The sequence below is a fragment of the Acetanaerobacterium sp. MSJ-12 genome (assembly GCF_018917875.1).
GTDB lineage: Bacteria > Bacillota > Clostridia > Oscillospirales > Ruminococcaceae > Bittarella > Bittarella massiliensis.
The window spans coordinates 183,798-205,338 of record NZ_JAHLPK010000001.1; the positions used below are offsets into that span (position 1 = coordinate 183,798).

A 21,541-nucleotide genomic window follows, 5' to 3' on the forward strand; every position below is an offset into this window, starting at 1 on the left:
CCACCCCCAGCACAAGGGGTGGAGTACACAGGGTTTACCCCGCCTTTTTGGGCAAATCTTCCCCGGCGGGTCCCCGCAGGGAGCGGCCCATCTTGGCAAAGCCCACCAAGTCGGCGCAGAGCCAGCCGATGGGGATCGACCACCAGATGCCAGCCGGACCAAAGGGGATCGAGAGGGCGGCCGCCAGCGCCACTCGCAGCCCCAGCGAGATCACCGTCAGCAGGATGGACATGGGCAGGTCGCCCAGCCCGCGGTAGAAGCCGTAGTGCATGAAGAGAAAGCCGATGAGGGCGTAGAAGGGGGCCACCACCCGCAGATAGCCCACCCCGGTGGCGATGACCGCCCCCTCTTCCGGGGAGAGGAAGATGCCCATCAGCGGCCGGGCAAAGACCACCACTGCCAGCGAGATGACAAAACAGGCGCAGAGGATGGTGCCGATGCAGACCCGGGTGCCCTGGCGGATGCGGTCCATCCGCCCGCCGCCCTTGTTCTGGGCCACGTAGGTGGAAAAGGCATTGCCGAAATCCTGCACCGGCAGGTAGGCGAAGGCCTCGATCTTCACCGCCACCGTAAAGGCGGCGATCACATTGGTGCCGAAGGTGTTGACGATCCCCTGCACTGCCAGGATGCCCAGGTTCATGATGGACTGCTGCACCGAGGTCAGCACCCCGTAAGAGGCGATCTTGCCGAAGATGGCCCGGTCAAAGCAGAACTCCCCCTTGGCGTAGCGCAGCAGGGTCAGCTTTTTGAGGCAGTAGAGGATGCAGCACACCGAGGAGACCGCCTGTGCCGCCACCGTCGCCAGGGCAGCCCCCTGCACCCCCATGCCAAAGCCCACCACAAAGAGGAGGTCCAGGACGATGTTCAGGGCAGTGGAGAGGATGAGGAAGTACAGCGGCACCTTGGAGTTGCCCAGCGAGCGCAGAAGAAAGGCCCCCGCGTTGTAGAGGAAGACAAAGGGCAGCCCCCCGAAGATGATGAGGATGTAGCCCCGGGTCATTTCAAAAATTTCCTCGGGGATTTGAATCAGCCGCAGCAGCGGCCCGGCAAAGGCCAGGGAGAGGGTGGTGAGCACCACCGTCAGCCCCCCGGCAAAGAGCAGGGCGGTGCTCACCGCCCGCTTGAGCCGGGGGATGTCCCCCGCCCCGAAGTACTGCGAAAAGACCACCCCGCACCCCATGCAGATGCCGATGAGGATGGCGGTGATGAAATTCATCAGCGAAAAGGAGGCCCCCACCGCCGCCAGGGCGTCTTTGCTGACAAAGCGCCCCACCACGATGGAGTCCACCACGTTGTACAGCTGCTGAAACAAGTTGCCCACAAACAGGGGCAGGGTAAAGCGCAAAATCAGCTGCAGGGGTTTCCCCCTGGTCATATCGGTCACACTGCTCATTTGATCCCTTCCTCTCGGCCGCGCAGGGCCCCAGGCCGCAAAAGGGGCGCCGCTCCCCGGTCTCCCAGGGCACAGCGCCGCTTTTTCGGTTCGCTTTGGTTTTTATAGGGCTCTATACCTGATAGCCCGCCTCGGTGAGGGCCCGCATGAACGACTGCACCCGCTGGGGGTCCACAGGGTTCCAGACATTGCCCTCCTCTTTGAAGCTGGAGCCGATGATGGCCCCGTCCGCCACGGCGAAGAACTCGGCGGCGTTTTTCTCGTTGACCCCGCTGCCCAGCAGGACCGGGGTGTCGCCGGCGGCCGCGGCAAATTCCTGCACCTGCTCCAGGGTGGGGTTCTGGCCGGTCACCACCCCGGTGACGATGAGGGCGTCGGCCCCCTCTTCAATGGCCTCGTGGATGCTGTCGGCAATGGGCACCGGCACCAGGGGTTCGGTGTGCTTGGTGTTCACATCGCAAAACAGCAGTGTGGGGGCGGGGTAGCGCCCCTTCTCGCGCATCAGGGCCGGGGCGGCCGGGTAGGTGATGCCGTGGGTGCCCACCCGGGTCTCCACAAAGGCCTCGACCCGAATGAAGTTGGCGCCGGAGGCGTAGGCCATCCCCCACTCCTCCACCGCGCAGTTGTACTGCACATTGATGCCCAGTTTCATGGTGGTGCGCTCCCGCAGCTGGGCGGCCACCGAGGTCATGCAGGCCAGGGTGATGAACTCGTTCTCGGTGCCGTAGGGCACGTCGCCGAAGTTCTCGATGATGGCCGCCTTCACCCCGGCGCCCTCCAGGGCCTTCAGGTCCCGCAGGGCCGCCTCAAAGACGGCGCGCATGCTGCCGCCGTAGCGGGGCGAGCCGGGCAGGGGCAGCAGGTGCACCATCCCGATCACCGTTTTTTCACAGCCCATCAGCTGGGCGAATTCCGCTTTTGTCAAACCAAACACCCCTCTATCTCGATCGGTCGAGAAATATTGCCAAGAAAGCTGCCTTCATTCTAGCATTTTTGGAGATTTGCCGCAATGCCCATTTCCCGCTATTGCGGCGAGGGGGCAAAATGTACTACTATAAGACCAGAAGTCGTTGCCCGCCAAAGGATCCGGCGTCCCGCCCGGGGCGGGGAGAGAAACATTGCGAAAGGGGTTTTTCTATGTCCACAGTGGATCGCCTGCGCTGCAACCGCGAGGCGCAGCAAATCGCCAAAAGGGCCTTTGCCGAGGTCGCCCGCCAGATTTGTCCCGGCATGACCGAGCGGGAGATCAAGCGCCGGGTCGAGATGCTCCTCGTCCAGTACGGCTCGGACTCGTTTTGGCGCTACGGCATCGGCGCCACCGTCCACGTGGGCCCCCGCACCACCCTCTCGGGCAGCACCCGCACCTACCGGGTCACCGATTTGGCGGTGCAGCCCAACGACTGCGTGGTGATGGACCTGGCCCCCTCCCGCAGCTTTTACTGGGGGGACTACGCCCGCACTGTCTTTCTGGAGGAGGGGCGCCCCATCACCGAGCCGGAGGAGCTGACCATCCCCGCCTTTCGCGAAGGGCTAGAGGCGGAGATCGAACTGCACCGGGCCCTGCGCCGCGTCGCCCGCCCCGACATGACCTTCGCCGAGCTCTACTGGCGGATGAGCGAGGAGCTGCGGAAATTGGGCTTTGAAAACCTCGACTTCTCCCGCAACCTGGGCCACTCGGTGGAGCTGGACGCCAAGAACCGCCGCTTCATCGACGAGAACTGCCATCAACCCCTCTCCGCCTGTGAGGCCTTTACCTTTGAGCCCCACATCCGGCGGCCAACCGGCCGCTACGGCTTTAAGCGAGAGGACATGTACGCCTTTGGCAAAGGCGGCAAATTGGAGGTGCTTTAATGAATATCCAACAGCTCAAGTGCTACACCGAGGCGCAGAACATCGCCCGCCGCACCATGGAGGATTTGGAGCAGTACGTCGCCCCCGGCATGAGCGAGGACCAGATCAAGCGCCAGGCCGAGATCCTCCTCATCCAAAACGGCTCCACCTCTTTTTGGTACCACGGGGTGGGGGCGCTGGTGCATGTGGGTGAGCGCACCCTGGTCTCTCAGGGGGGGCGGGAGTACCGCTCCGGCGACACCCGGGTGCAGGAGACCGACGTGATCACCGTCGACCTGGCCCCCACACTGGGCACCTGCTGGGGGGACTTTGCCCGCACCATCTTCGTGGAGGACGGCCGGGTGGTCAGAGAGCTCAGCGAATTGCAGACCCCCGCCTATAAGGCGGCCATCGAGGCGGAGTTCAAACTCCACAGCTTTTTGCTGGAGGTGGCTCGCCCCGAGATGACCTTTGAGGAGCTCTATTTCTCCGCCAACGCCCTCATCGACGGGCTGGGGTGCAAAAATCTCGACTACTCGGGCAACCTGGGGCACTCTATCAACGTCCTTCAGCAAGACCGCATCTACATCGAAAAGGGGAACACCACCCCCCTCAAGGACGCCGAGTGCGAGTGCTTCACCTTTGAGCCCCACATCTGCAAACAGGGCGGCGCCTTTGGCGTCAAGCGGGAGAACATCTACTACTTTGTCGACGGGCGGCTGAAGGAGATGTAACAACTTCATGGGTCCCCATCCCATGAAGTTGTCAAACCCGCCGATGGCGGGTTTGGGTCTACGGCTGTGGGGAGAATCTATCGTGTCCTGAACTCTTATTATCTGGACGGAAAAACAGGTGTGGGGTCCCCATCCCCCGAAAAATTCAAACTTCCCTTGGGCCAGTAAACTGTCTCATTTTTCCTTCGGAAAAAGCGGGAAGTTTGACCCTACGGCTGCAGGAGGAGCTCGGTATCTGTGGTGTTCTCATTGTCCGGATGAAAAAACGGATGCAGGATTCCATCCCATGAAGTTGTCAAACCCGCCGGGGGCGGGTTTGGGTCTACGGCTGTGGGGAGAATCTATCGTGTCCTGAACTCTTATTATCTGGACGGAAAAACAGGTGTGGGGTCCCCATCCCCCGAAAAATGCAAACTCCCCTTGGGCCGGTAAACTGTCCCATTTTTCCTGCGGAAAAAGCGGGAAGTTTGACCCTACGGCTGTAGGAGGAGCTCGGTATCTGCGGTGTTCTCATTGTCCGGAGGAAAAAACGGATGCGGGCCCCCATCCCATGAAGTTGTCAAACCCGCCTCCGGCGGGTTTGGGTCTACGGCTGTGGGGAGAATCTATCGTGTCCTGAACTCTTATTATCTGGATAGGAAAACAGGTACGGGGTCCCTATCCCCCGAAAAATTCAAACTCCCCTTGGGCCAGTATACTGTCCCATTTTTCCTGCGAAAAAAGCGGGAAGTTTGGGCCTGCGATTGTGGGAGAAGCCCGACATTTGCGGCGCTCTTACTGTCTGGGCGGCAAGACGGCTGTGGGAAAAACAGGCGCTTGCCGAAGCATGTAATGTTGGGGTGACAAAACGCCGGGACGCCGCGTGCTGAAAAGCGCAAACTCCCCTTGGGCCAATGAGCATCCCTGTTCCCCTTGCGGGGAGAGAGGGGGTGCTTGGCCTCGCAAGGGCAGGGGGGTAGACACCCATCGCCCCCTTTATCCAAGTGGGAGACGCAGAAAGATGCGGCTCCCAAAGACCGCCTGCTTCTCATGTAAGGACAAAATCAAAATAAACAAATTGAAATATATTTAATAAATAAACAATTTGTATAAATAGGAGGACATCCCATGCACAAGATCATCATCGACTGCGACACCGGAACCGACGACGCCATCGCCCTGGTGGCCGCCCTCAACAGCCCGGACATCGACCTGCGGGCCATCACCACCGTCTCCGGCAACGTGGACCTCTGCTACACCGCCCCCAATTCCCTCAATCTGGCGCGGATGTTGGGCTTCCCGGTGAAGGTGGCCAAGGGCGCACCCCAGCCCATCCTGCGGGACCTGCACAAAATCCGCCTGATGGACGCCGACGAGGCGGGCGGCCTGCCCACCCACGGCCAGACCGGCATGGGCAACGTGGTGTTGCCCGAGTGCGGCGAGCCCTTCTACGAGAAAAATGCCGTCGAGACCATCTGGGAAGAGGCCCAGGCCTGTGGCGGTGAACTGGAGATCGTGGCCGTCGGCCCCCTGACCAACATCGCCCACGCCCTGATGGTCTACCCCCAGCTCAAGGAGGGGCTCATCAAGAAAATTTCCTTCATGGGCGGCGCGGCCTACGGCGGCAATACCACTGCCGTGGCGGAGTTCAACATCCTCTGCGACCCCGAGGCGGCACGCATCGTCCTGCGCTCCGGCATCCCCCTGGTGATGGTCGGCCTCGACGTGACCGAAAAGGCCGCCGTCCCCGACGAGGACTGTGAAATCATCCGCCGGATGGGCACCAAAGACGCCGTCTTGGTGGCCGACATCCTCGACTTTATGCGGATGCGCCGGGACGAGTTTGGCGGCGAGGACACCCTGATGCACGACGCCCTGGCCTTGGCTGCCGCCGTCCTGCCCGGGGTGGTATCCGGCCACGACTACTATGTGGACGTGGAGTGTGCCGGCGAGTACACCTTTGGCCACACCTATGTGCAAAAGGACCACCGCCTGACCAATAGCGCCCCCAACTGCTGGGTCGCCGAAGAGGTGGATATGAAGTGCTTTATGGACTGGCTCAAGGGTTGCCTCGAGCAGAGCAAGAACCGCTAGGGGAGGGGTCGAGATGAGCGCCAGCACCCGCCTTGTCGACCGGGAGACGGTCGCCCGGCTGCTGCGGATGGGGGACTGCATCGCCGAGATGGAGCGCACCCTGATAGAGGTCTCCGCCGGCCAGTCGGTCAACCTGCAGCGGCAGATGATCCCTCAGCCCGAGGGCAATATGTTCGCCATCATGGGCTCGGCCCTCACCGCCCAGTCCCTGGTGGGGAGCAAGGTCATTGTATTTCCCGGGCAAAAGGCCAAGGAAAACGGCACCAGCCAGGGGATCATCCCCCTCTTTGACGGGGGCACCGGCGCCCTCTTGGCCGTTGTCGACGGCGAGGGGATCACCGGGGTGCGCACCGCCGCCACCAGCGCCGCCGCCACCAAGGCCCTGGCCCGCGCCGATGCGTCCGCCCTGGCCATCCTCGGGGCCGGGCGGCTGGGGCGGCTGCACATCGAGGCCATCTGCAGCGTCCGCCCCATTGCGACAGTCTACGTCTGGGACATCGCCCCCGCTACCACCGAGAGCTGCTGCGCCTGGGCCGAGCAGGCCTTCGGCGTCAAGGTCGTCCCCTGCAAGACGGCGAAGGAGGCGGTGGTTTCCGCCGACATCGTCTGCACCGTCACCCAGTCGGCCCAGCCGGTCCTCCTGGGGGAGTGGCTGAAGCCGGGCGCCCACGTCAACGCCGTCGGCGCCTGTGCCCCCCATGTCCGCGAGGTGGACACCGCCGCCGTCTGCCGGGCCCGGGTCTTTTTGGACTGGACCGAGGCCGCCCTGCGGGACACCGGCGACCTGGTCATCCCCGTGCAGGAGGGGGCCTGGAGCCCCGAGGACGCGGCGGGCGAGATCGGCCGTGTCCTTGCCGGAGAGCTCCCCGGCCGCCGGGACAAAGGCGAAATCACCCTCTTTGAGTCGGTGGGGATCGCCGTCGAGGACTTGGCGGCGGCCGCCCTGGTCTACCGCCTGGCCGAGGAGCAGGACCTGGGCACCCTCGCCAGCTGGTAATTCCTCTGTCCCTCGAGGAGGGGGCGCGTTTGACAAACTGGATAAAATAGGTTTAGAATAGCCCTGTACAGAGACCACCTGTCCGTACAGGGTTATTTTTGGCCGCACCACCGGCCCGGCAACCTTTACAAGGGGGAGAATATTTGTGAAAAAGTGTATCGACACCGCCTTTTTTTACGCGGTGGCCGCCCTGGCGGGCGGAGTCTACTTCCGCGAGTTCACCAAGTTCAACCAGTTCACCGGCGTCACCGCCCTGGGCAAGCTCCACACCCACCTGTTTTTGCTGGGGATGGTGATCTTTCTGCTGTTGGCGGCCCTGGATGCGCCCCTCTCGCTCACCCGGGCGCCCGGTTTTGGGCGGTTTTACCTGCTCTACAACGCGGGGGTCGCCCTCACCGCTGTGATGATGGCCATCCGCGGCACCGTCCAGGTGCTGGCACTCCCCCTCTCCCGCGGGGCTGATGCCGCCCTTTCGGGGGTCGCCGGTATCGGGCACATCCTCACCGGTATCTCCCTTCTCCTCCTCTTTCTCCTCCTCCGCCGGGCGGCTGCCCAGCGCCATCGCTAGGAGGGGCTTGACGACAAAAAAGAACAGGCGCAGGCCGGGAAAACACCCGGCTTGCGCCTGTTCTGTTATTTTTGATAAAATATATACTTGCAGTAAATTACTGGGCGCTCCGCACCTGCCGGACGGCCGCCATAAAGTTGGCCACGTGGGCGGGGCAGAGCTCGTTTTCGGCATTGTGGCCCTCTTTGAAATAGCTGCCTACAATGGCCCCGTCGGCCAGGGCCAACTGTTCGGCGGCGGTCTCGGCAGTCAGCCCGGCCCCCACGATCAGGGGGGTCCGCCCGGCAATCAGCCGCCCAAACGCCCGGATTTTTTCCAGTCCGGTGTCCAAGCCGGTGCCCGCCCCGGTCACCACAATGCCGTCGCAGCGCTCCAGGGCCAACTTCATGTCCTCCTCCAGCGGCCGGCCGGAGAGATAGGGCTGGTACTTAAAGCGCACCCCGCCCAGCAGACAGGCGCTGCTGGCCGCCCGCAGGGCGGCCAGGTGCTCGGCAAAGGCGGGCTCCTCCTCGGGCTTCAGGTGTCCGGCCACCGAGTCCCACTGGATGAACTGGGCCCCGTACGCCTCGGCGAGGGCGAAGGCCCTGTCCAGGTCGTGGAGGACGTTGACCCCCCGCACAGCCTGGGGCCGCTCGGCGGCGATGCGGGCGAGCACCTGCTCCACCTCGTCGGCGGTGCCGTAGTAGTCCTCCACGATCACCCCGTCGACCCCGTTTTCCAGCAGGGTATCCAGTTCCCGCATGGCCCGCTCCACCGTCTCCTCCGGGGTGTCCCCCTTCAGGTGGAGCATCCCCAAAATCGGCTTTGACGCCGAAAAGAGGGAGAGAAATCGGCTGTTTTTTGGCATGGCGGCTGCCTCCTTTTGTCCGTCGGGCAAAAAAGCGGCGGCGGGGCGATCACCCCGCCGCCGCTTCTCTGCGCACCCATCCCTCCGCCCCGGCGCGCCGGGCGGGAGGGACCGCTCTTCTATTGCTTTTGTCGGGCGGCCTTTACAGCTGGTCGTCCAGGCGCTTTTGCAGCATGGCGGCGATCTCCTTGACCCGGCCGGCAGCCTCGGCCACCGGCACCGTCTCGGCGATCGACTTGTCCCGGGTCTTGAGCTCCACCACGCCCTGCTTCAGGTTGCGGGGGCTCACCACCACCCGGATGGGCACCCCCAGCAGGTCGGCGTCGGCGAACTGCACCCCGGCCGAGAGGTCGCGGTCGTCGTAGAGCACCTCGAAACCGGCGCCGCAGAGCTGGTCATACAGGGCGTCGGCCTGCTCCTTCACCGACTCGTCGGCCCGCTTGATGGCGTTGATGTGCACCTGCCAGGGGGCGATGGAGATGGGCCAGACCGGGCCGTAGTCGTCGGCCCCGTCCTCGATGACACTGGCCAGCAACCGCCCGACGCCGATGCCGTAGCAGCCCATGATGGGGGTCTTGAGCTGGCCGTCCTTGTCGGCGTAGGTCATCCCCATGGACTTGGTGTACTTGTCGCCCAGCTGGAAGATGTTGCCCACCTCGATGCCGTTTTTGAGGGTGATGTGGGCCTTGCCGCACTGGGGGCAGATCATCTCCTCGGTGACCTTGCACAGGTCGGCAAACTGCTCGTCGGGGTAGACGCGCAGGTCGAAGTTCTTCACGTGGACGTCCACCTCGTTGCCGCCGCAGACCACGTTGTACATCCCCTTGAGGGAGTTGTCAAACCAGACCTCGATCTCCTCGTCCAGGCCCTGGGGCCCGATGTAGCCGTAGGTGATGTGGTCGCTACCGTCCTCGTCCACCCGCTGGGCGATGTTGGTTCCCAGCAGCCGGCGGACCTTGGCCTCGTTGACCTCCAGGTCGCCCCGCACAAAGACCACCACCGCCTTGCCGGTGTCCTCCCGGGTGAAGACCACCGCCTTCACCAGCCGGTTCTGGGGGATGCCCAAAAAGTCACACAGGCTCTCGATGTCCTTGGTGCCGGGGGTGGGGATCCGCTCGGGCTCTCTGCACTCGCCCAGGTCCTCCACCGGGGCCAGCACCCCAGTGGCCACCTCCATGTTGGCGCGGTAGCCGCACTCGGGGCAGATGGCGATGGTGTCCTCGCCGTCGTCGCAGAGGAACATGAACTCGTGGGCGATGGCGCCGCCCATCATCCCGCTGTCGGACTTGACCGAGACCACGTGTCCCAGCCCGGCCCGCTTGTAGATGCGCTCATAGGCCTCGTGGCAACGGTAGTAGTATTTCTCTAGATCTTCCCAGTTGGTGTGGAAGGAGTAGGCGTCCTTCATGGTGAACTCCCGCACCCGGATCAGCCCGCCCCGGGGCCGGGCCTCGTCGCGGAACTTGGTCTGGATCTGGTAGATCATGAAGGGGTATTTCAGGTAGCTCTTCCCCTCGGTGCGGGCCAGGTGGACGGCCGCCTCCTCGTGGGTCATCCCCAACAGCATCCCGTGGCCGGTGCGGTCGGTAAAGCGCAGCAGCTCTTTGCCCACGCTCTCGTAGCGGCCCGACTCGTCCCACAGCTCCCGGGGCAGCACCACCGGGAAGAGGACCTCCTGCCCGTCGATGCGGTCCATCTCCTGGCGGATGATCTTCTCGATTTTGGCGGCCACCCGCTTGGCGGGGGTCAGCAGGGAGTAGATGCCCGCGCCGACCTGGCGGATGTAGCCGCCCCGGATCAGCAGCCCGTGGCTCTTGAGCTGCGCCTCCGAGGGCCACTCCTTGTAGCGCTCGCCGATGAGTGCACTCATTTTCATTTTTCGCACGATCCTTTCTAGCCCTCTCCGGCCCGGCCAAAGAGGGGGCGGCCGGGCCGCCCATTTTCAGTCTCACAGATAAAATAAGTGTAGCATCTTCCCAAGGCCCCTGTCAAACCCCAAAATGCCGCTGCCAGGCCCTTTTGGGGCGGTTTTTCCCGCCCTGCGCCAAAGAAAAGGTCGCCCCGCCTTTTCCGCGGCGGGGCGACCTTTTGCAGTTGTCAGGGATCGGCCGGACGGGGGGCGGGTCCCCCCTCGCCGGGCTCGGGGGCGTCAGGCGCTTCGGGGGCCTTTTCGGGGGCTTCCGGCAGGGCGACTTCCATCTGCTCGGCCAGCTCCCGCTCGGTTTTGGGGGCGGGGATCTGGGGGAAGGTGACGATGGCCTTGAAGAGGTCGCCGTCCACCAGGATGGTGAGCTTGCCCCCCAGCCGGTCGACAAAGGTGTCGGCAATGGCCAGACCCAGACCGCTGCCCTCGGTGGTGCGGGAGAGGTCGCCCCGCACGAACCGCTCCTTCATCTGCTCCCCGGCGAAGTTCATCTGGTAGCTGGAGATGTTTTTGAAGATGACCGACACCGTCTTTTCGCTGTCCACAATGTCGATGTAGGCCCGGGAGCCGGGGAGGGAGTACTTGGTGATGTTGACGATCAGGTTTTCAAAGACCCGGTAGAGCTTCACCCCGTCGGTGAGCACGTAGAGGGGCCGCTCGCTGTGCCCGGGGATCAGCTCGATGCCGCTGCGCTCCACCACCTCTTCCAGCTCGCCCACTGCCTGCTCCAGCAGCTGGCAGATGTCCAGGGGGGCCAGCTGCAATTCCAGGTTGCCGCTGGTGGCCTTGGAGAGGTCGAAGATGTCCTGCACCAGGCTCTTGAGCCGCTGGGACTTCTGGTCGATGATGGTGACGTAGTCGTTTGCCTCGGGCGGGTCGAGGGCCTGCTGGCGCAGCAGTTGGGTGTAGCTGATGATGGAGGTCAGGGGGGTCTTGAGGTCGTGGGAGACGTTGGTGATCAGGTCTACCTTCATCTTCTCGCTGTGGATGCGGGTCTCGATAGCACCCTTCACGTTCTCCTGCATATCCCGCACCGCGTGGAAGAGGGGGTAGAGGTCGTCCTCCGGGTCCAGGGAGATGGTCTGGTCCAACTCCCCCCGGGAGATGGCGCCCACGTAGTCGATGACCTGGCCCAGCTGGCGGATGATCTTGAAGTAGTCGAAAATCAGTTTGCCCACCAGGGCCACGGCCAGCACCGCCAGCCCCATCCCCACCAGGACGAAGAAGCCCGACGAGCTCATCAGCGCCAGCGCCGCCGAGAGGAAGGCCAAGATCCCCAGGAAGATGGCCACCAGCAGGCTGGTCAGGAACTGGCGGCGGATTTTCTGCTGAAAGGGGAATTGCAGGTTGTAGCGCCGCACCAGGGAGAAGATGACCGAGGGGATGTTGACCCGAAAGGTCTTGAAGCCGTTGTACTTGAGATCCCAGTAGAGTCCCAGCACCGACAGCCAGAAGAGGATGGCCATCATCCAGGGGTTGCCCTCGGTGAGGATGGAGGAATAGGCGATGGCGTAGCCGTCCAGCAGGCTGCCCGCGGCGGCGACCGCCAGGAGGATGCCCAGCACGTACTTGAACTCATAGGGGATGCGGCGGATGCGGCGGGCCACCCCTTGGCCGAAGCGGCGCAGGGCGCGGTGGAGCACCAGCGAGAGCCCCAGCCCGATGAGGGAGAGGCTGATCCAGAGGGGCATGGCCCGAAAGAGGACCAGACTGTCGTGCCAGTTGGTGTAGTTCACCGTGGACGAGAGCCCGGAGTTGGAGTAGGTGCGGATGTCGGGGATGGCGATGAGCACCATTCCGTCCCCGTCGGTGGAGGGGTTGAAGTAAAAGGGGTAGCTCTCGCCGTAGTAGCCGGTGTACTCCACCTGCTGGGGCGGCTGCCCTTCGCCGCTGCCCTCCAGGCGGTAATAGGCGGTGGTGGTCCCCCGGTCGTAAATCAGCCAGAAGTCGTACTGGTTTTGCCGGCAGGAGGCGAGAAAGGCGTCCTGGTCGGGGTAGGAGGTGTTGGTGTAGACCGCCCCGTTCTTGGTGTTTTTGGCGTAGACCTGCATCCCGTAGGAGAGGGAGTCCAGGTAGTTGGCGTTGCTGCCGAAGGTGATCAGGCTGGAGGATTCCTCCGCCGTCCCCTCCGCCGCGGCGTTGGGGGCGGTGCCGCTCAGCCCCTCGTTGCAGAGGTTGATGACGCTGTTGATGGAGTAGGTGAAATCCCTGGTCTGGTAGAAGTTGTCACTCCCGTCCCCGGTGTGGTAGTGGGCGTATTGCAGCAGGGAAAAGCCCGCCAGCGTCAGACTGATGACCGAGGAAAAAAACAGCAAAAAGGCGACCAGGGCCAGGGCGCGGCCCCGCGCATCAGAGTTTTTCGATCTTGTATCCAAGTCCCCACACCACCTTTAAATACTTGGGCTTTTTCGGGTCGAACTCAATTTTCTCGCGGATGCGGCGGATGTGCACCGCCACCGTGTTTTCGGCGTTGAAGCTGGGCTCGTTCCACACCTTCTCGTAGATCTCGTCGATGGAGAAGACCCGCCCCTGGTTTTGCATCAACAGGTGGAGGATCTTGTACTCGATGGGGGTCAGCCGCACCGGCTCGCCGTCCACCAGCACCTCTTTGGTGGTGTTGTTGATGACCAGCCCGTCGCACTGGAGCACGTCGTCCCGCTCGCCGAACGAGCCCGAGAAGGTCACGTACCGCCGCAGCTGGCTCTTGACCCGGGCCACCAGTTCCAGGGGGTTGAAGGGCTTGACGATGTAGTCGTCGGCCCCCAGGTTCAGGCCGATGATCTTGTCGGTGTCCTCCCCTTTGGCCGAAACCAGGATGATGGGGATCTGGTTTTGCTCCCTGATTTTGAGGGTGGTCTGGATGCCGTCGAGTTTGGGCATCATGATGTCCATCAAAATCAGGTGGATCTCGTTTTCCCGCAGCTGCTGAATGGCCTGAATGCCATCGTAGGCCTTGAGGACGTTCAGCCCCTCGTTTTTCAGGTAAATTTCGATGACGTTGACGATTTCCCGGTCGTCGTCCACCACCAGAACGTTCAGATCCTGCATGCTGTTTGCCGCTGCCATATTGTCCTCCTCCGCCCGGGGGGCGTGTTTTTTGATTTGGGGGCGAGCACGAGAGCGGTTTTCGCCGCGCGCTCACTTCCAATTAGTATACCACACGCCCTGCGTTTAGGAGTAGTGTAAACCCCGTTTCTTACCGGGGCCCCGCCAAAAAAGTGACGATTTTCTTTCGCTTTTTTGCCCCTCCGGCCCGGCGGCGCGCCGCTGTTTGTGCTACAATAAATACAGTCTGCCGCCCGGCGGGAAATACAGGAAAGAGGGGATGAGCGAATGCGCTATGAGACCGTCTGCCGCGCCACCTTTTTGGAGCGGCCCAACCGCTTTGTGGCCTGGTGTGACCTGGCAGGAGAGCGGGTGCGCTGCCACGTGAAGAACACCGGCCGCTGCGGGGAGCTGCTGCTGCCCGGGGCCCAGGTCGTCTTGCAGGACCGGCGGGGCCGGGCGGAGGGGCAGAAGACCCAGTTCTCCCTCGTCTCGGTCTACAAGGGGGAGATGCTGGTCAACATCGACTCCCAGGCCCCCAACGCCGTGGTGAAGGAGGCCCTCCTCTCGGGGGCCCTCGCCCTGCCCGGCTACCAGTCCCCCGACCTGGTGCGGGCCGAGTACCCCTTTGGCGCCTCCCGCATCGACTTCTACCTGGAGAAGGGCGGCCGCCGCGCCCTGGTGGAGGTCAAGGGGGTCACCCTCGAGGAGGGGGGCGGCCTCTACTTTCCCGACGCGCCCACCCAGCGGGGGGTCAAGCACATCGAGGAGTTGGAGCGGGCCCATGCCCAGGGGTGGGACGCCTTTCTCCTCTTTGTGGCGCAGCTCTCCCCGGCCCGCTTCCTCTCCCCCAACGACCGCACCCACCCCCAGTTTGGGCAGGCCCTCCGCCGGGCCGCCGCGGCCGGGGTCACCCCCCTCTGCTACGACTGCCGGGTGACGGAGGACAGCCTTGTGCTGGGGCGGCCGGTGGAGGTGCGGTTATAAAAAACAGACGGCAAAAAAAGAGCGCCGGCGGCCAATTGGGCCGCCGGCGCTCCTGCTTTTGAATCGCTGCAAAAAAGCCTATTTGAGAGGGAGGCCTTCCCCATCTGCGGACATCCCGCGCTGCGCCTCTAGCAGCTCTCTGGCAGATTTGACGAGATAGTCCTGCAAGGAGGGAGTGAGCTGCCCAAACGCTTCAAGGAGCTCTTTCTTCCGCCCTTCACCCGGCACAAACATCCCGCCACTCCCCGTGCGCAGCCAGGTCTCACTGGCGCTGAACTGGCTGCAGATGGCCTTGATGTTCTGCTCGGTGACCGTCGAGCCGCTCTTTTCCAGATAGCTGACGGCGCTCTGCTTGCGCCCAATGCGCGCGGCGAATTCCTGCTGACTGAGCCCCAGCGCCTTGCGCAACTGACGGATGCGATCGTTCACAGCATTTTCTCCTTTACTGTATCTCTTACCTGCCTTTGGGGGTCTTTGGGGTCGTCTTCTCCTGCTTGACGACCTCCAACCTCAGCAAATCAGCTCCGCCGCGGCCTGCGAGTGGGTGGGGAAGCGCCGCTCAAAGCGAAAGGCCTCCATTTCTCGAAGCATCTCTTCGTCTACCGAAATCATGCAGCGGAGGCTCTTGGTCGCCATGTTGTCGCCTCTTTATATAGGCACCATAACACAGTGGGATGCCGGTGTAAAGACCAGGGGGAAGGTAGTGGCGGACAGACTGGCGGTGCTTGGCTTTCTGCCGCAACGAGAGGGAGCGCGGCGTTTTCACAGGGCGGAGAGGGGGTGTTCCAGTGCGCACAATTAAAGTATCCCTGTCTATAAAATAGGGTCTTTCGCCCGGGCTGTCTCAAAATAATATTGTAAGTTTCTCCAGACCTCCTGTTCATGGAACATGGTGAGTAAAATTTGCTCCTCCAGTACTTGAGAATCCTCTCTGTCCAATTCCTTCATAAAGAGCTGTAGAAATACCCTGTTTGCCGTCCGCCTAACAACAATGTCGCGGGAGAACATCAGCAAGAGGGGGAGAAGCAGTTCGCTGTCACTAAGGGTCTCTCGAAAATACCGAACTTCTCGAAAGGTCTCCCCATCCCCCAATTGCAAAAAATCCTCCCTAAATTTTCGAGTTGCGACTTATGGGTCTCAATTATACCATTGAATCCCCTATATCATTAAGGAAAGGTTTGTGACTGATTGGTCACAACTGGTGAGAGGGGAAAAACTTGAAAAAATTGAGCATATTTTGTAGATTGAGTATGGTGACCATGGGAACAAAAGTACCAGCTTTTGCCCCATCTGTGTATAGCGACAGGATGAAAAGGCGCAAAAGTGAAAAACATGAACAGTGATAGGGAGGGAGCGCAGGTGAAAACCCAATACCCCGAAAATTTCAAGGCCCTGGGCCAGAACCTCGCCTATTACCGCAAGCGGGCGGGCTACACCCAGGAGGCCTTTGCAGAGTACATCGGCAAGAGCGCCAACTTTATCTCCCAGATAGAGGGTCCGGCGACCTTGAAGGGGGTGTCGCTGGAGACCCTCTTCAAAATGGCGGACACCCTGCACATCCCGCCCGGCCAATTGCTGGACGGGCGGTGAGGGGCTAGCCCCGCAAAATCTCCTCCTGGTAGGCCCGGCTCAGGCGGATGGCGGTGGACAGCAGTTCGCAGGCCGCGTCCCCCATCTCCGGCGGCACCTGGGCCCGGGCGCGGGCGAGGATGGCGTCCTCCCGCCCCTGGTTGAGCACCGGCAGCCCCCGTTCTTTTTTGTACTGCCCCACCTGGGCCACCACCTCCATCCGGCGGCAGAAGAGGGAGAGCAGCTCCCAATCGATTTGGTCGATTTCCTCTCGCAGTTTGTCCAGTTCCACGGCGTATTCCTCCCTGTTTGTTTTGGTTTGCCCCTCAGCCCTTTAGCCCAGCAGGTCTGCCAGGGCGATGGCGGCGGCTGCCTCCACGCAGACGGCGGCCCGGGGGACGATGCAGGGGTCGTGCCGCCCGCGGATTTCGGCGGTGAGGGCCTCTCCGGTGACAAAGTTGACCGTCTGCTGCGGCTTGGCAATGGAGGGGGTGGGCTTGAAGGCCGCCCGAAAGAGGAGCGGCATCCCGTTGGAGATGCCCCCCTGGATCCCCCCGGCGGCGTTGCGGCTGGTGCGGATCTTCCCCCCTTCACTGACAAAGGGGTCGTTGCTCTCGCTCCCCCGCATGCGGGCGGCGGAAAACCCGGCCCCAAACTCCACCCCTTTCACCGCGGGGATGGCGAAGAGGAGGTAGGCCAGCCGGCTCTCCAGGGTGTCGAAGAAGGGGTCGCCCACCCCGGCGAGCAGCCCGGTGACGGCGCACTCCACCACCCCGCCCACCGAGTCGCAGTCGGCCCGGGCGGCGGCAATGGCGGCCTGCATCCCCTCGCCGGCGACGGGGTCGAGCACCGGAAAGTCGCGGCTGTGCAGGGCGTCGAATTCCCGGGGCCCCACCGACACCGGGTCAAAGGGGGTGTCGGCCACCCCGGCGATCTCCGCTGCGTGGGCGCCGATGGCGATGCCCTGCCGCCGCAGCATCAGGCTGGCCACCGCCCCGGCGTAGACCAGGGGGGCCGTCAGCCGCCCTGAGAAGTGGCCGCCCCCCCGCACGTCGTTAAAGCCGCCGTAGCGCAGGTGGCCGGTGTAGTCGGCATGGCCCGGCCGGGCGATCTGCGACTGGGGGCCGTAGTCGCCCGAGCGAGTGGAGGTGTTTTCGATCACCACTGTCAGAGGGGTGCCGCAGGCCACCCCGTCCACCGCCCCGCTGACGACGTGGGGCAGGTCGGGTTCGCGGCGGGCGGTGGAGTAGGCCCCCCGCGCCAGCCGCCGGGCGCAGTAGGCGCGGATGTACCCCTCCTCCAGGTGCAGGCCGGGGGTCACCCCCTCGATCACCGCGCCGATGGCCGGGCCGTGGCTCTCCCCAAAGAGGGTCACCCGAAACCGGCTGCCAAAACTAGAAGACATGAACGCTTCCCCCCAACATCTCGTAATCGCGGAAGAAGTCGGGGTACGACTTCTCCACGCACTCGGCGCAGTCCAACTCCACCGGCCCCTCGCACCAGAGGGCGGCGACGGCCGCGCTCATGGCCATGCGGTGGTCGCGGTGGGTGGCGGCCGGCCCGCCGGGCCGCAGCCCTTCGGCCAAGGGCTGGCCCTCCACCGCGAGCAGGTCCCCCTCGCCCCGGCAGCGGCCCCCCAGGCCACTGATGAGGGCGGCGGTGGCGGCCAGGCGGTCGCACTCTTTGATGGTCAGGCGGGCGGCGCCGGTAAAGGTGGTCTCCCCCTGGGCGGCGGCGGCGGTCACCGCCAGGATGGGCAGGATGTCGGGGATGTCCTCCCCCGCCACCGGGCCGCCGGTGAGGGGGGCCGACTGCACCCGCACAAAATCCCTGCCCCGGGTCACGGCGGCGCCCCAGCGCTCCAGCACGTCGCAGACTGCCCGGTCCCCCTGCAGCGAGAGGGGGGAGAGCCCCTCCACCGTCACGTCGCCGGAGATGGCCCCGGCGCAGAGGAAGAAGGCCGCGCCCGAGTAGTCCCCCTCCACCGCGGTGTCGCAGGGGACAAACCGCTGTCCCCCGGGGATGAACCAGCCCAGGGGGGTGCGCTGGGCCCTCACCCCGAAGGCGGCCATGGCCTGCAGGGTCATCTCCACATAGGGCCCGGAGTGCAGCGGGGTGGTGAGGAGGATCTCGCTGTCCCCCTCCAGGGCGGCCAGGGCGAAGAGCAGCCCGGTGATGAACTGGCTGGACACGTTCCCGGCGATCTCGTACCGACCCGGCTTCAGCTGCCCGCCCAGGGTGAAGGGGAGGGTGTTTTCGTAGTGGAAGGCGGCCCCGCCTGCCGCGAGACAGGGCAGGACGGGGGAGAGGGGACGGCTGGGCAGCTGCCCGGCCCCCGAAAAGGTGGTCTCCACCCCCAGGGCGGCGGCCACCGGCACCAAAAAGCGGAGGGTGGAGCCGCTCTCCCCGCAGTCGATGGCGGCCTGTCGGGGCCGCGCCCCGGTGGGGATGCCCAGGATGGAGTAGGCCCCCCCGTCCATCCGCCGCACCCGGGCCCCCAGGGCGGCGATCCCCCGCAGGGTGGCCTGCACGTCCTTGGAGGCGGGGACGTTTCGCAGCACCGTCTCCCCCTCGGCCAGGGCCGCGCAGAGGAGCAGCCGGTGGGCCATGGACTTGGAGGGCGGCGCGGCGATGGCCCCCCGCAGGGCCCGGGCGGCGACCCGCGCCCTCACGCCCGGCTCCCCCCGGCGGCCATGAACTGCGCGAAGGCGCCCCACTCCATCGACACCGGCTCACAGCGGCCGATGGCGCGGATGAGCACCGGGGAGATGCTCATCCCAGCCCGCTTTTTGTCTCCGGCGGCAATGGCCAGCAGCTCTTCCAGGGGGGCGTCGTAGCGCCAGGCCAGGCCGTTTCGCTCCAGACAGTCGCGGATGGCGGCCGGCACCTCGGGGGCGCAGAGGCCGTTTTGGGCGCAGGCGTCGGCCATCATCTGCATCCCGATGGCCACCGCCTTGCCGTGGGTGACGGCAAAGCCGGAGTGCTTTTCGATGGCGTGGCCCAGGGTGTGGCCAAAGTTGAGGACCATCCGCTCCCCGGTGTCCCGCTCGTCGGCCTCCACCACCGCCGCCTTGATGGCGATGCAGCGGGCGACGATGGGCAGCAGGTTGCGGCGAAAGTCCCCCCGCATCTGCTCGAAGAGCTGCGCGTCGCGGATGGCTCCGTACTTGATGGCCTCCCCCACCCCGTCGGCAAAGGTCTCCTCCGGCAGGGTGTCGAAGAAGGCGGTGTCGCAGAGCACCGCCGAGGGCTGCCAGAAACAGCCCACCAGGTTTTTCCCCCCGTCGATGTTGACGGCGGTCTTCCCCCCCACCGAGGAGTCGATTTGGGCCAGCAGGGTGGTGGGGATCTGCACGTACTCCACCCCCCGCAGGTAGACGGCGGCGCAAAAGCCGGTCACGTCCCCGGGGATACCGCCCCCCAGGGCCACCAGAAAGTCGCTGCGGGTGATGCCCTCACGGTGGAGAAACTCGCAGATCGCCAGGGCGGTCTCCATCCGCTTGTGGGGCTCCCCCCCGGGGAAGGCGAACTTGCAGCAGGGGATGCCCCGCCCCTCCAGCGCCCGGCGCACCGATTCGCCGTAGAGGCCGTCCACCGTCTCGTCGGTGACGATGGCGGCCCGCTTGCCCCGGTGGCACGCGGCCAACTGGTCGTAAAAGGCGTCGGCGCAGCCGTGGCCCACCGTCACCTCATAGGCTCTCCCGGTTTTGACTGGTATGATTTCCAAGGGTCAGGCCCTCCTTTATTTCGCGCCCCTCCCGCAGCAGCCCCTCCAGGGCGCTGTCGTCCCCCTGGGCAAGGGCCGCCCGGTACCGGGCGAGGTTGTCGATGAAGATGTCCAGTTCGGCCAGCAGGGCCGCCCGGTTCTGGGAGAACAGGTCGGTCCACATGGCCTCGTTGAGTTTGGCCACCCGGGTCAGGTCCTTAAAACTGCCCGCCGAAAAACCGCCGAAGTCCCCGGCGGTGGGGCTTTTGACAAAGCAGTTGCTGACGATGTGGCACAGCTGCGAGGTCAGGGCGATGATGCGGTCGTGCTCCTCGGGGGTGGAGAGGACCACCTGCCGAAAGTGCAGGGAGAGAAAGAGGGCCCGCAGCCCCTCGATCACCGCCTCGTCGCACCCGGGCCCGGGGGTCAAGATCATACTGGCCCGGTGGAAGAGGTCGGCCTGGCTGGCCCGGTAGCCCGAGAGCTCCCGCCCGGCCATGGGGTGGCCCCCCACAAAGGTGAACCCCTCCTCCCGGGCGATGGGCCAGACCTGCCGGCAGATCTCCCCCTTGACCCCGCAGCAGTCCACCACCAGCCCCCCCTTGGGGAAGGCGGCCCGGTTTTCCTCTATATAGTCTACCGTTTTTTGCGGCCAAAGGCAAACCAAAATCAGCTCGCACCCGCCAAAGCGAGCGAGGGTCAGCTCCCCCTGTGCCGCCCCGTCGCGCAGGGCGGCGGCCATGGTCTCGGCGTCCCGGTCGCAGGCGAGGACCCGGTGGCCGTGCTGGGCAAAGCACTTGGCCAGGCTGCCGCCGATGAGGCCCAGCCCCACGATCCCCACCGTCATCTGGCCCACTCCTTCCCGCACAGCTTCACAAAGGGCCGCAGCCCCTCCACCAAGTCGGCAAACTCCTGCGGGCGCAGGGACTGGGCGCCGTCGCAGAGGGCCTTTTCCGGTGCGTTGTGCACCTCGATGATCAGCCCGTCGGCCCCGGCGGCCACCGCCGCCCGGGACATGGGCTCGATCATCCAGGGGATGCCGGTGGCGTGGCTGGGGTCCACCACCACCGGCAGGTGGGAGAGCCGCTTGAGCAGGGGGATGGCCGAGAGGTCCAGGGTGTTGCGGGTGGCCGTCTCAAAGGTGCGGATGCCCCGCTCGCAGAGGATCACCTGCTCGCAGCCGCCGGCCATCACGTACTCGGCGCTCATCAAAAACTCCTCGATGGTGGAGGAGAGCCCCCGCTTGAGCAGCACCGGCTTGCCCATCTCCCCCACGGCCCGCAGCAGGGTGAAGTTCTGCATGTTGCGGGCCCCCACCTGGATGATGTCCACGTCGGCGAAGTGGGGCAGCTGCTCCCTGTCCATCACCTCGCTGACGATGGGCATCCCGGTCTTCTGGCGGGCGACCCGCAGCAGGTCCAGCCCCACCGGCCCCAGTCCCTGAAAGGCGTAGGGGGAGGTGCGGGGCTTGAAGGCGCCGCCCCGCAGCACACAGGCCCCGGCGCCCTTGACCGCCTGGGCCACCTCGGTGATCTGCTCGGCGCTCTCCACCGAGCAGGGGCCGGCGATCATGCAGAAGTGCCCGCCCCCCAGTTTGCGCCCGCTGACATCCACCACCGTGTCCTCGGGGTGGAACTTTCGGTTGGCCTTTTTGTAGGGCTCGGAGATGCGCTGTACCCGCTCCACAAAGGGGAGGGAGGCCAGCTGCTCGGCGTCGAGGGACGAGGTGTCCCCCACCAGCCCCAGCAGGGTGGTCTGGGTCCCCCGGGAGAGGTGCACCTCCATCCCCTGGTCGTGCAGCCAGTGGGTGAACTGGTCGATTTGTTCCTGGGTGGTTCCCTTTTTGCAGATGACGATCATCCTGTTTT

General features: G+C 64.4%; 21 protein-coding genes. 7 read left to right on the forward strand and 14 right to left on the reverse strand.

The window, feature by feature from the left end; all coding sequences use genetic code 11:
• Positions 1-34: 34 nt before the first annotated feature.
• Positions 35-1,393 (reverse strand): MATE family efflux transporter, encoded by a 1,359-nt coding sequence (locus KQI11_RS00855; RefSeq protein WP_185915478.1) that lies wholly within the window; start codon positions 1,391-1,393, stop codon positions 35-37.
• 112 nt (positions 1,394-1,505) lie between these two features.
• The gene (locus KQI11_RS00860) at positions 1,506-2,318 is read right to left on the reverse strand and encodes a BtpA/SgcQ family protein (RefSeq protein WP_216400743.1); all 813 of its coding nucleotides are present in this window, start codon (positions 2,316-2,318) and stop codon (positions 1,506-1,508) included.
• Positions 2,319-2,530: 212 nt separating this feature from the next.
• On the opposite strand from KQI11_RS00860, the gene KQI11_RS00865 reads away from it, so the two are divergent.
• The 5 genes from KQI11_RS00865 to KQI11_RS00885 all read left to right on the forward strand — a co-directional run bounded on the left by KQI11_RS00865 (position 2,531) and on the right by KQI11_RS00885 (position 7,595).
• On the forward strand, positions 2,531-3,244 hold the full coding sequence (locus KQI11_RS00865) for a M24 family metallopeptidase (protein WP_185915480.1): 714 nt from the start codon (positions 2,531-2,533) through the stop codon (positions 3,242-3,244).
• On the forward strand, positions 3,244-3,957 hold the full coding sequence (locus KQI11_RS00870; RefSeq protein ID WP_216400744.1) for a M24 family metallopeptidase: 714 nt from the start codon (positions 3,244-3,246) through the stop codon (positions 3,955-3,957). The genes KQI11_RS00865 and KQI11_RS00870 overlap by 1 nt, the downstream gene beginning before the upstream one ends.
• A 1,107-nt stretch (positions 3,958-5,064) precedes the next feature.
• On the forward strand, positions 5,065-6,030 hold the full coding sequence (locus KQI11_RS00875) for a nucleoside hydrolase (protein ID WP_185915482.1): 966 nt from the start codon (positions 5,065-5,067) through the stop codon (positions 6,028-6,030).
• 13 nt (positions 6,031-6,043) lie between these two features.
• Positions 6,044-7,027, forward strand: coding sequence for an ornithine cyclodeaminase family protein (locus KQI11_RS00880; RefSeq protein ID WP_216400745.1), 984 nt, complete (start codon positions 6,044-6,046; stop codon positions 7,025-7,027).
• 145 nt (positions 7,028-7,172) lie between these two features.
• Positions 7,173-7,595 carry a DUF2871 domain-containing protein gene (locus tag KQI11_RS00885; RefSeq protein WP_185915484.1) on the forward strand — a complete coding sequence of 141 codons (423 nt, stop codon included), beginning with the start codon at positions 7,173-7,175 and terminating at the stop codon, positions 7,593-7,595.
• 97 nt (positions 7,596-7,692) lie between these two features.
• Here the strand turns inward: KQI11_RS00885 and KQI11_RS00890 are convergent, their stop codons facing one another.
• The 4 genes from KQI11_RS00890 to KQI11_RS00905 all read right to left on the reverse strand — a co-directional run bounded on the left by KQI11_RS00890 (position 7,693) and on the right by KQI11_RS00905 (position 13,414).
• The gene (locus KQI11_RS00890; protein WP_216400746.1) at positions 7,693-8,442 is read right to left on the reverse strand and encodes a BtpA/SgcQ family protein; all 750 of its coding nucleotides are present in this window, start codon (positions 8,440-8,442) and stop codon (positions 7,693-7,695) included.
• Positions 8,443-8,584: 142 nt separating this feature from the next.
• On the reverse strand, positions 8,585-10,318 hold the full coding sequence (locus tag KQI11_RS00895) for a proline--tRNA ligase (protein ID WP_216400747.1): 1,734 nt from the start codon (positions 10,316-10,318) through the stop codon (positions 8,585-8,587).
• A gap of 221 nt (positions 10,319-10,539) precedes the next feature.
• Complete coding sequence (locus KQI11_RS00900) at positions 10,540-12,741, reverse strand: sensor histidine kinase (RefSeq protein ID WP_216400748.1); 2,202 nt, start codon at positions 12,739-12,741, stop codon at positions 10,540-10,542.
• On the reverse strand, positions 12,716-13,414 hold the full coding sequence (locus KQI11_RS00905; protein ID WP_044993066.1) for a response regulator transcription factor: 699 nt from the start codon (positions 13,412-13,414) through the stop codon (positions 12,716-12,718). The genes KQI11_RS00900 and KQI11_RS00905 overlap by 26 nt, the downstream gene beginning before the upstream one ends.
• A 285-nt stretch (positions 13,415-13,699) precedes the next feature.
• Here KQI11_RS00905 and sfsA point away from each other — a divergent pair, with 285 nt between their 5' ends.
• Entirely contained in the window at positions 13,700-14,398 is a 699-nt protein-coding gene (gene sfsA / locus KQI11_RS00910; RefSeq protein ID WP_185915488.1) for a DNA/RNA nuclease SfsA, read from the forward strand.
• A gap of 78 nt (positions 14,399-14,476) precedes the next feature.
• On the opposite strand, the gene KQI11_RS00915 is transcribed toward sfsA, so the two are convergent.
• Positions 14,477-14,827, reverse strand: coding sequence for a helix-turn-helix domain-containing protein (locus tag KQI11_RS00915; protein ID WP_216400749.1), 351 nt, complete (start codon positions 14,825-14,827; stop codon positions 14,477-14,479).
• A gap of 81 nt (positions 14,828-14,908) precedes the next feature.
• Complete coding sequence (locus tag KQI11_RS13085; protein WP_286172413.1) at positions 14,909-15,034, reverse strand: hypothetical protein; 126 nt, start codon at positions 15,032-15,034, stop codon at positions 14,909-14,911.
• A 723-nt stretch (positions 15,035-15,757) separates the two neighbouring features.
• On the opposite strand from KQI11_RS13085, the gene KQI11_RS00920 reads away from it, so the two are divergent.
• A complete protein-coding gene (locus tag KQI11_RS00920; protein ID WP_052537707.1) occupies positions 15,758-15,988 on the forward strand; it encodes a helix-turn-helix domain-containing protein in 231 nt (76 codons plus the stop codon).
• A gap of 4 nt (positions 15,989-15,992) precedes the next feature.
• Here KQI11_RS00920 and KQI11_RS00925 read toward each other — a convergent pair whose 3' ends face one another.
• From KQI11_RS00925 to aroF, 6 genes are read right to left on the reverse strand one after another with little or no spacing between them, the layout of a single operon-like run.
• The gene (locus KQI11_RS00925; protein ID WP_216400750.1) at positions 15,993-16,259 is read right to left on the reverse strand and encodes a chorismate mutase; all 267 of its coding nucleotides are present in this window, start codon (positions 16,257-16,259) and stop codon (positions 15,993-15,995) included.
• A 42-nt stretch (positions 16,260-16,301) separates the two neighbouring features.
• On the reverse strand, positions 16,302-17,372 hold the full coding sequence (aroC, locus tag KQI11_RS00930; protein ID WP_216400751.1) for a chorismate synthase: 1,071 nt from the start codon (positions 17,370-17,372) through the stop codon (positions 16,302-16,304).
• Positions 17,362-18,639, reverse strand: a complete 1,278-nt coding sequence (aroA, locus tag KQI11_RS00935; protein ID WP_216400752.1) for a 3-phosphoshikimate 1-carboxyvinyltransferase — start codon at positions 18,637-18,639, stop codon at positions 17,362-17,364. Before aroA ends, aroC begins: the two co-directional genes overlap by 11 nt.
• Positions 18,636-19,694, reverse strand: coding sequence for a 3-dehydroquinate synthase (gene aroB, locus KQI11_RS00940; RefSeq protein ID WP_216400753.1), 1,059 nt, complete (start codon positions 19,692-19,694; stop codon positions 18,636-18,638). The genes aroA and aroB overlap by 4 nt, the downstream gene beginning before the upstream one ends.
• Positions 19,657-20,520 carry a prephenate dehydrogenase gene (locus KQI11_RS00945; RefSeq protein ID WP_216400754.1) on the reverse strand — a complete coding sequence of 288 codons (864 nt, stop codon included), beginning with the start codon at positions 20,518-20,520 and terminating at the stop codon, positions 19,657-19,659. The genes aroB and KQI11_RS00945 overlap by 38 nt, the downstream gene beginning before the upstream one ends.
• Complete coding sequence (aroF, locus tag KQI11_RS00950; protein ID WP_216400755.1) at positions 20,517-21,533, reverse strand: 3-deoxy-7-phosphoheptulonate synthase; 1,017 nt, start codon at positions 21,531-21,533, stop codon at positions 20,517-20,519. Before aroF ends, KQI11_RS00945 begins: the two co-directional genes overlap by 4 nt.
• Positions 21,534-21,541: the final 8 nt, after the last annotated feature.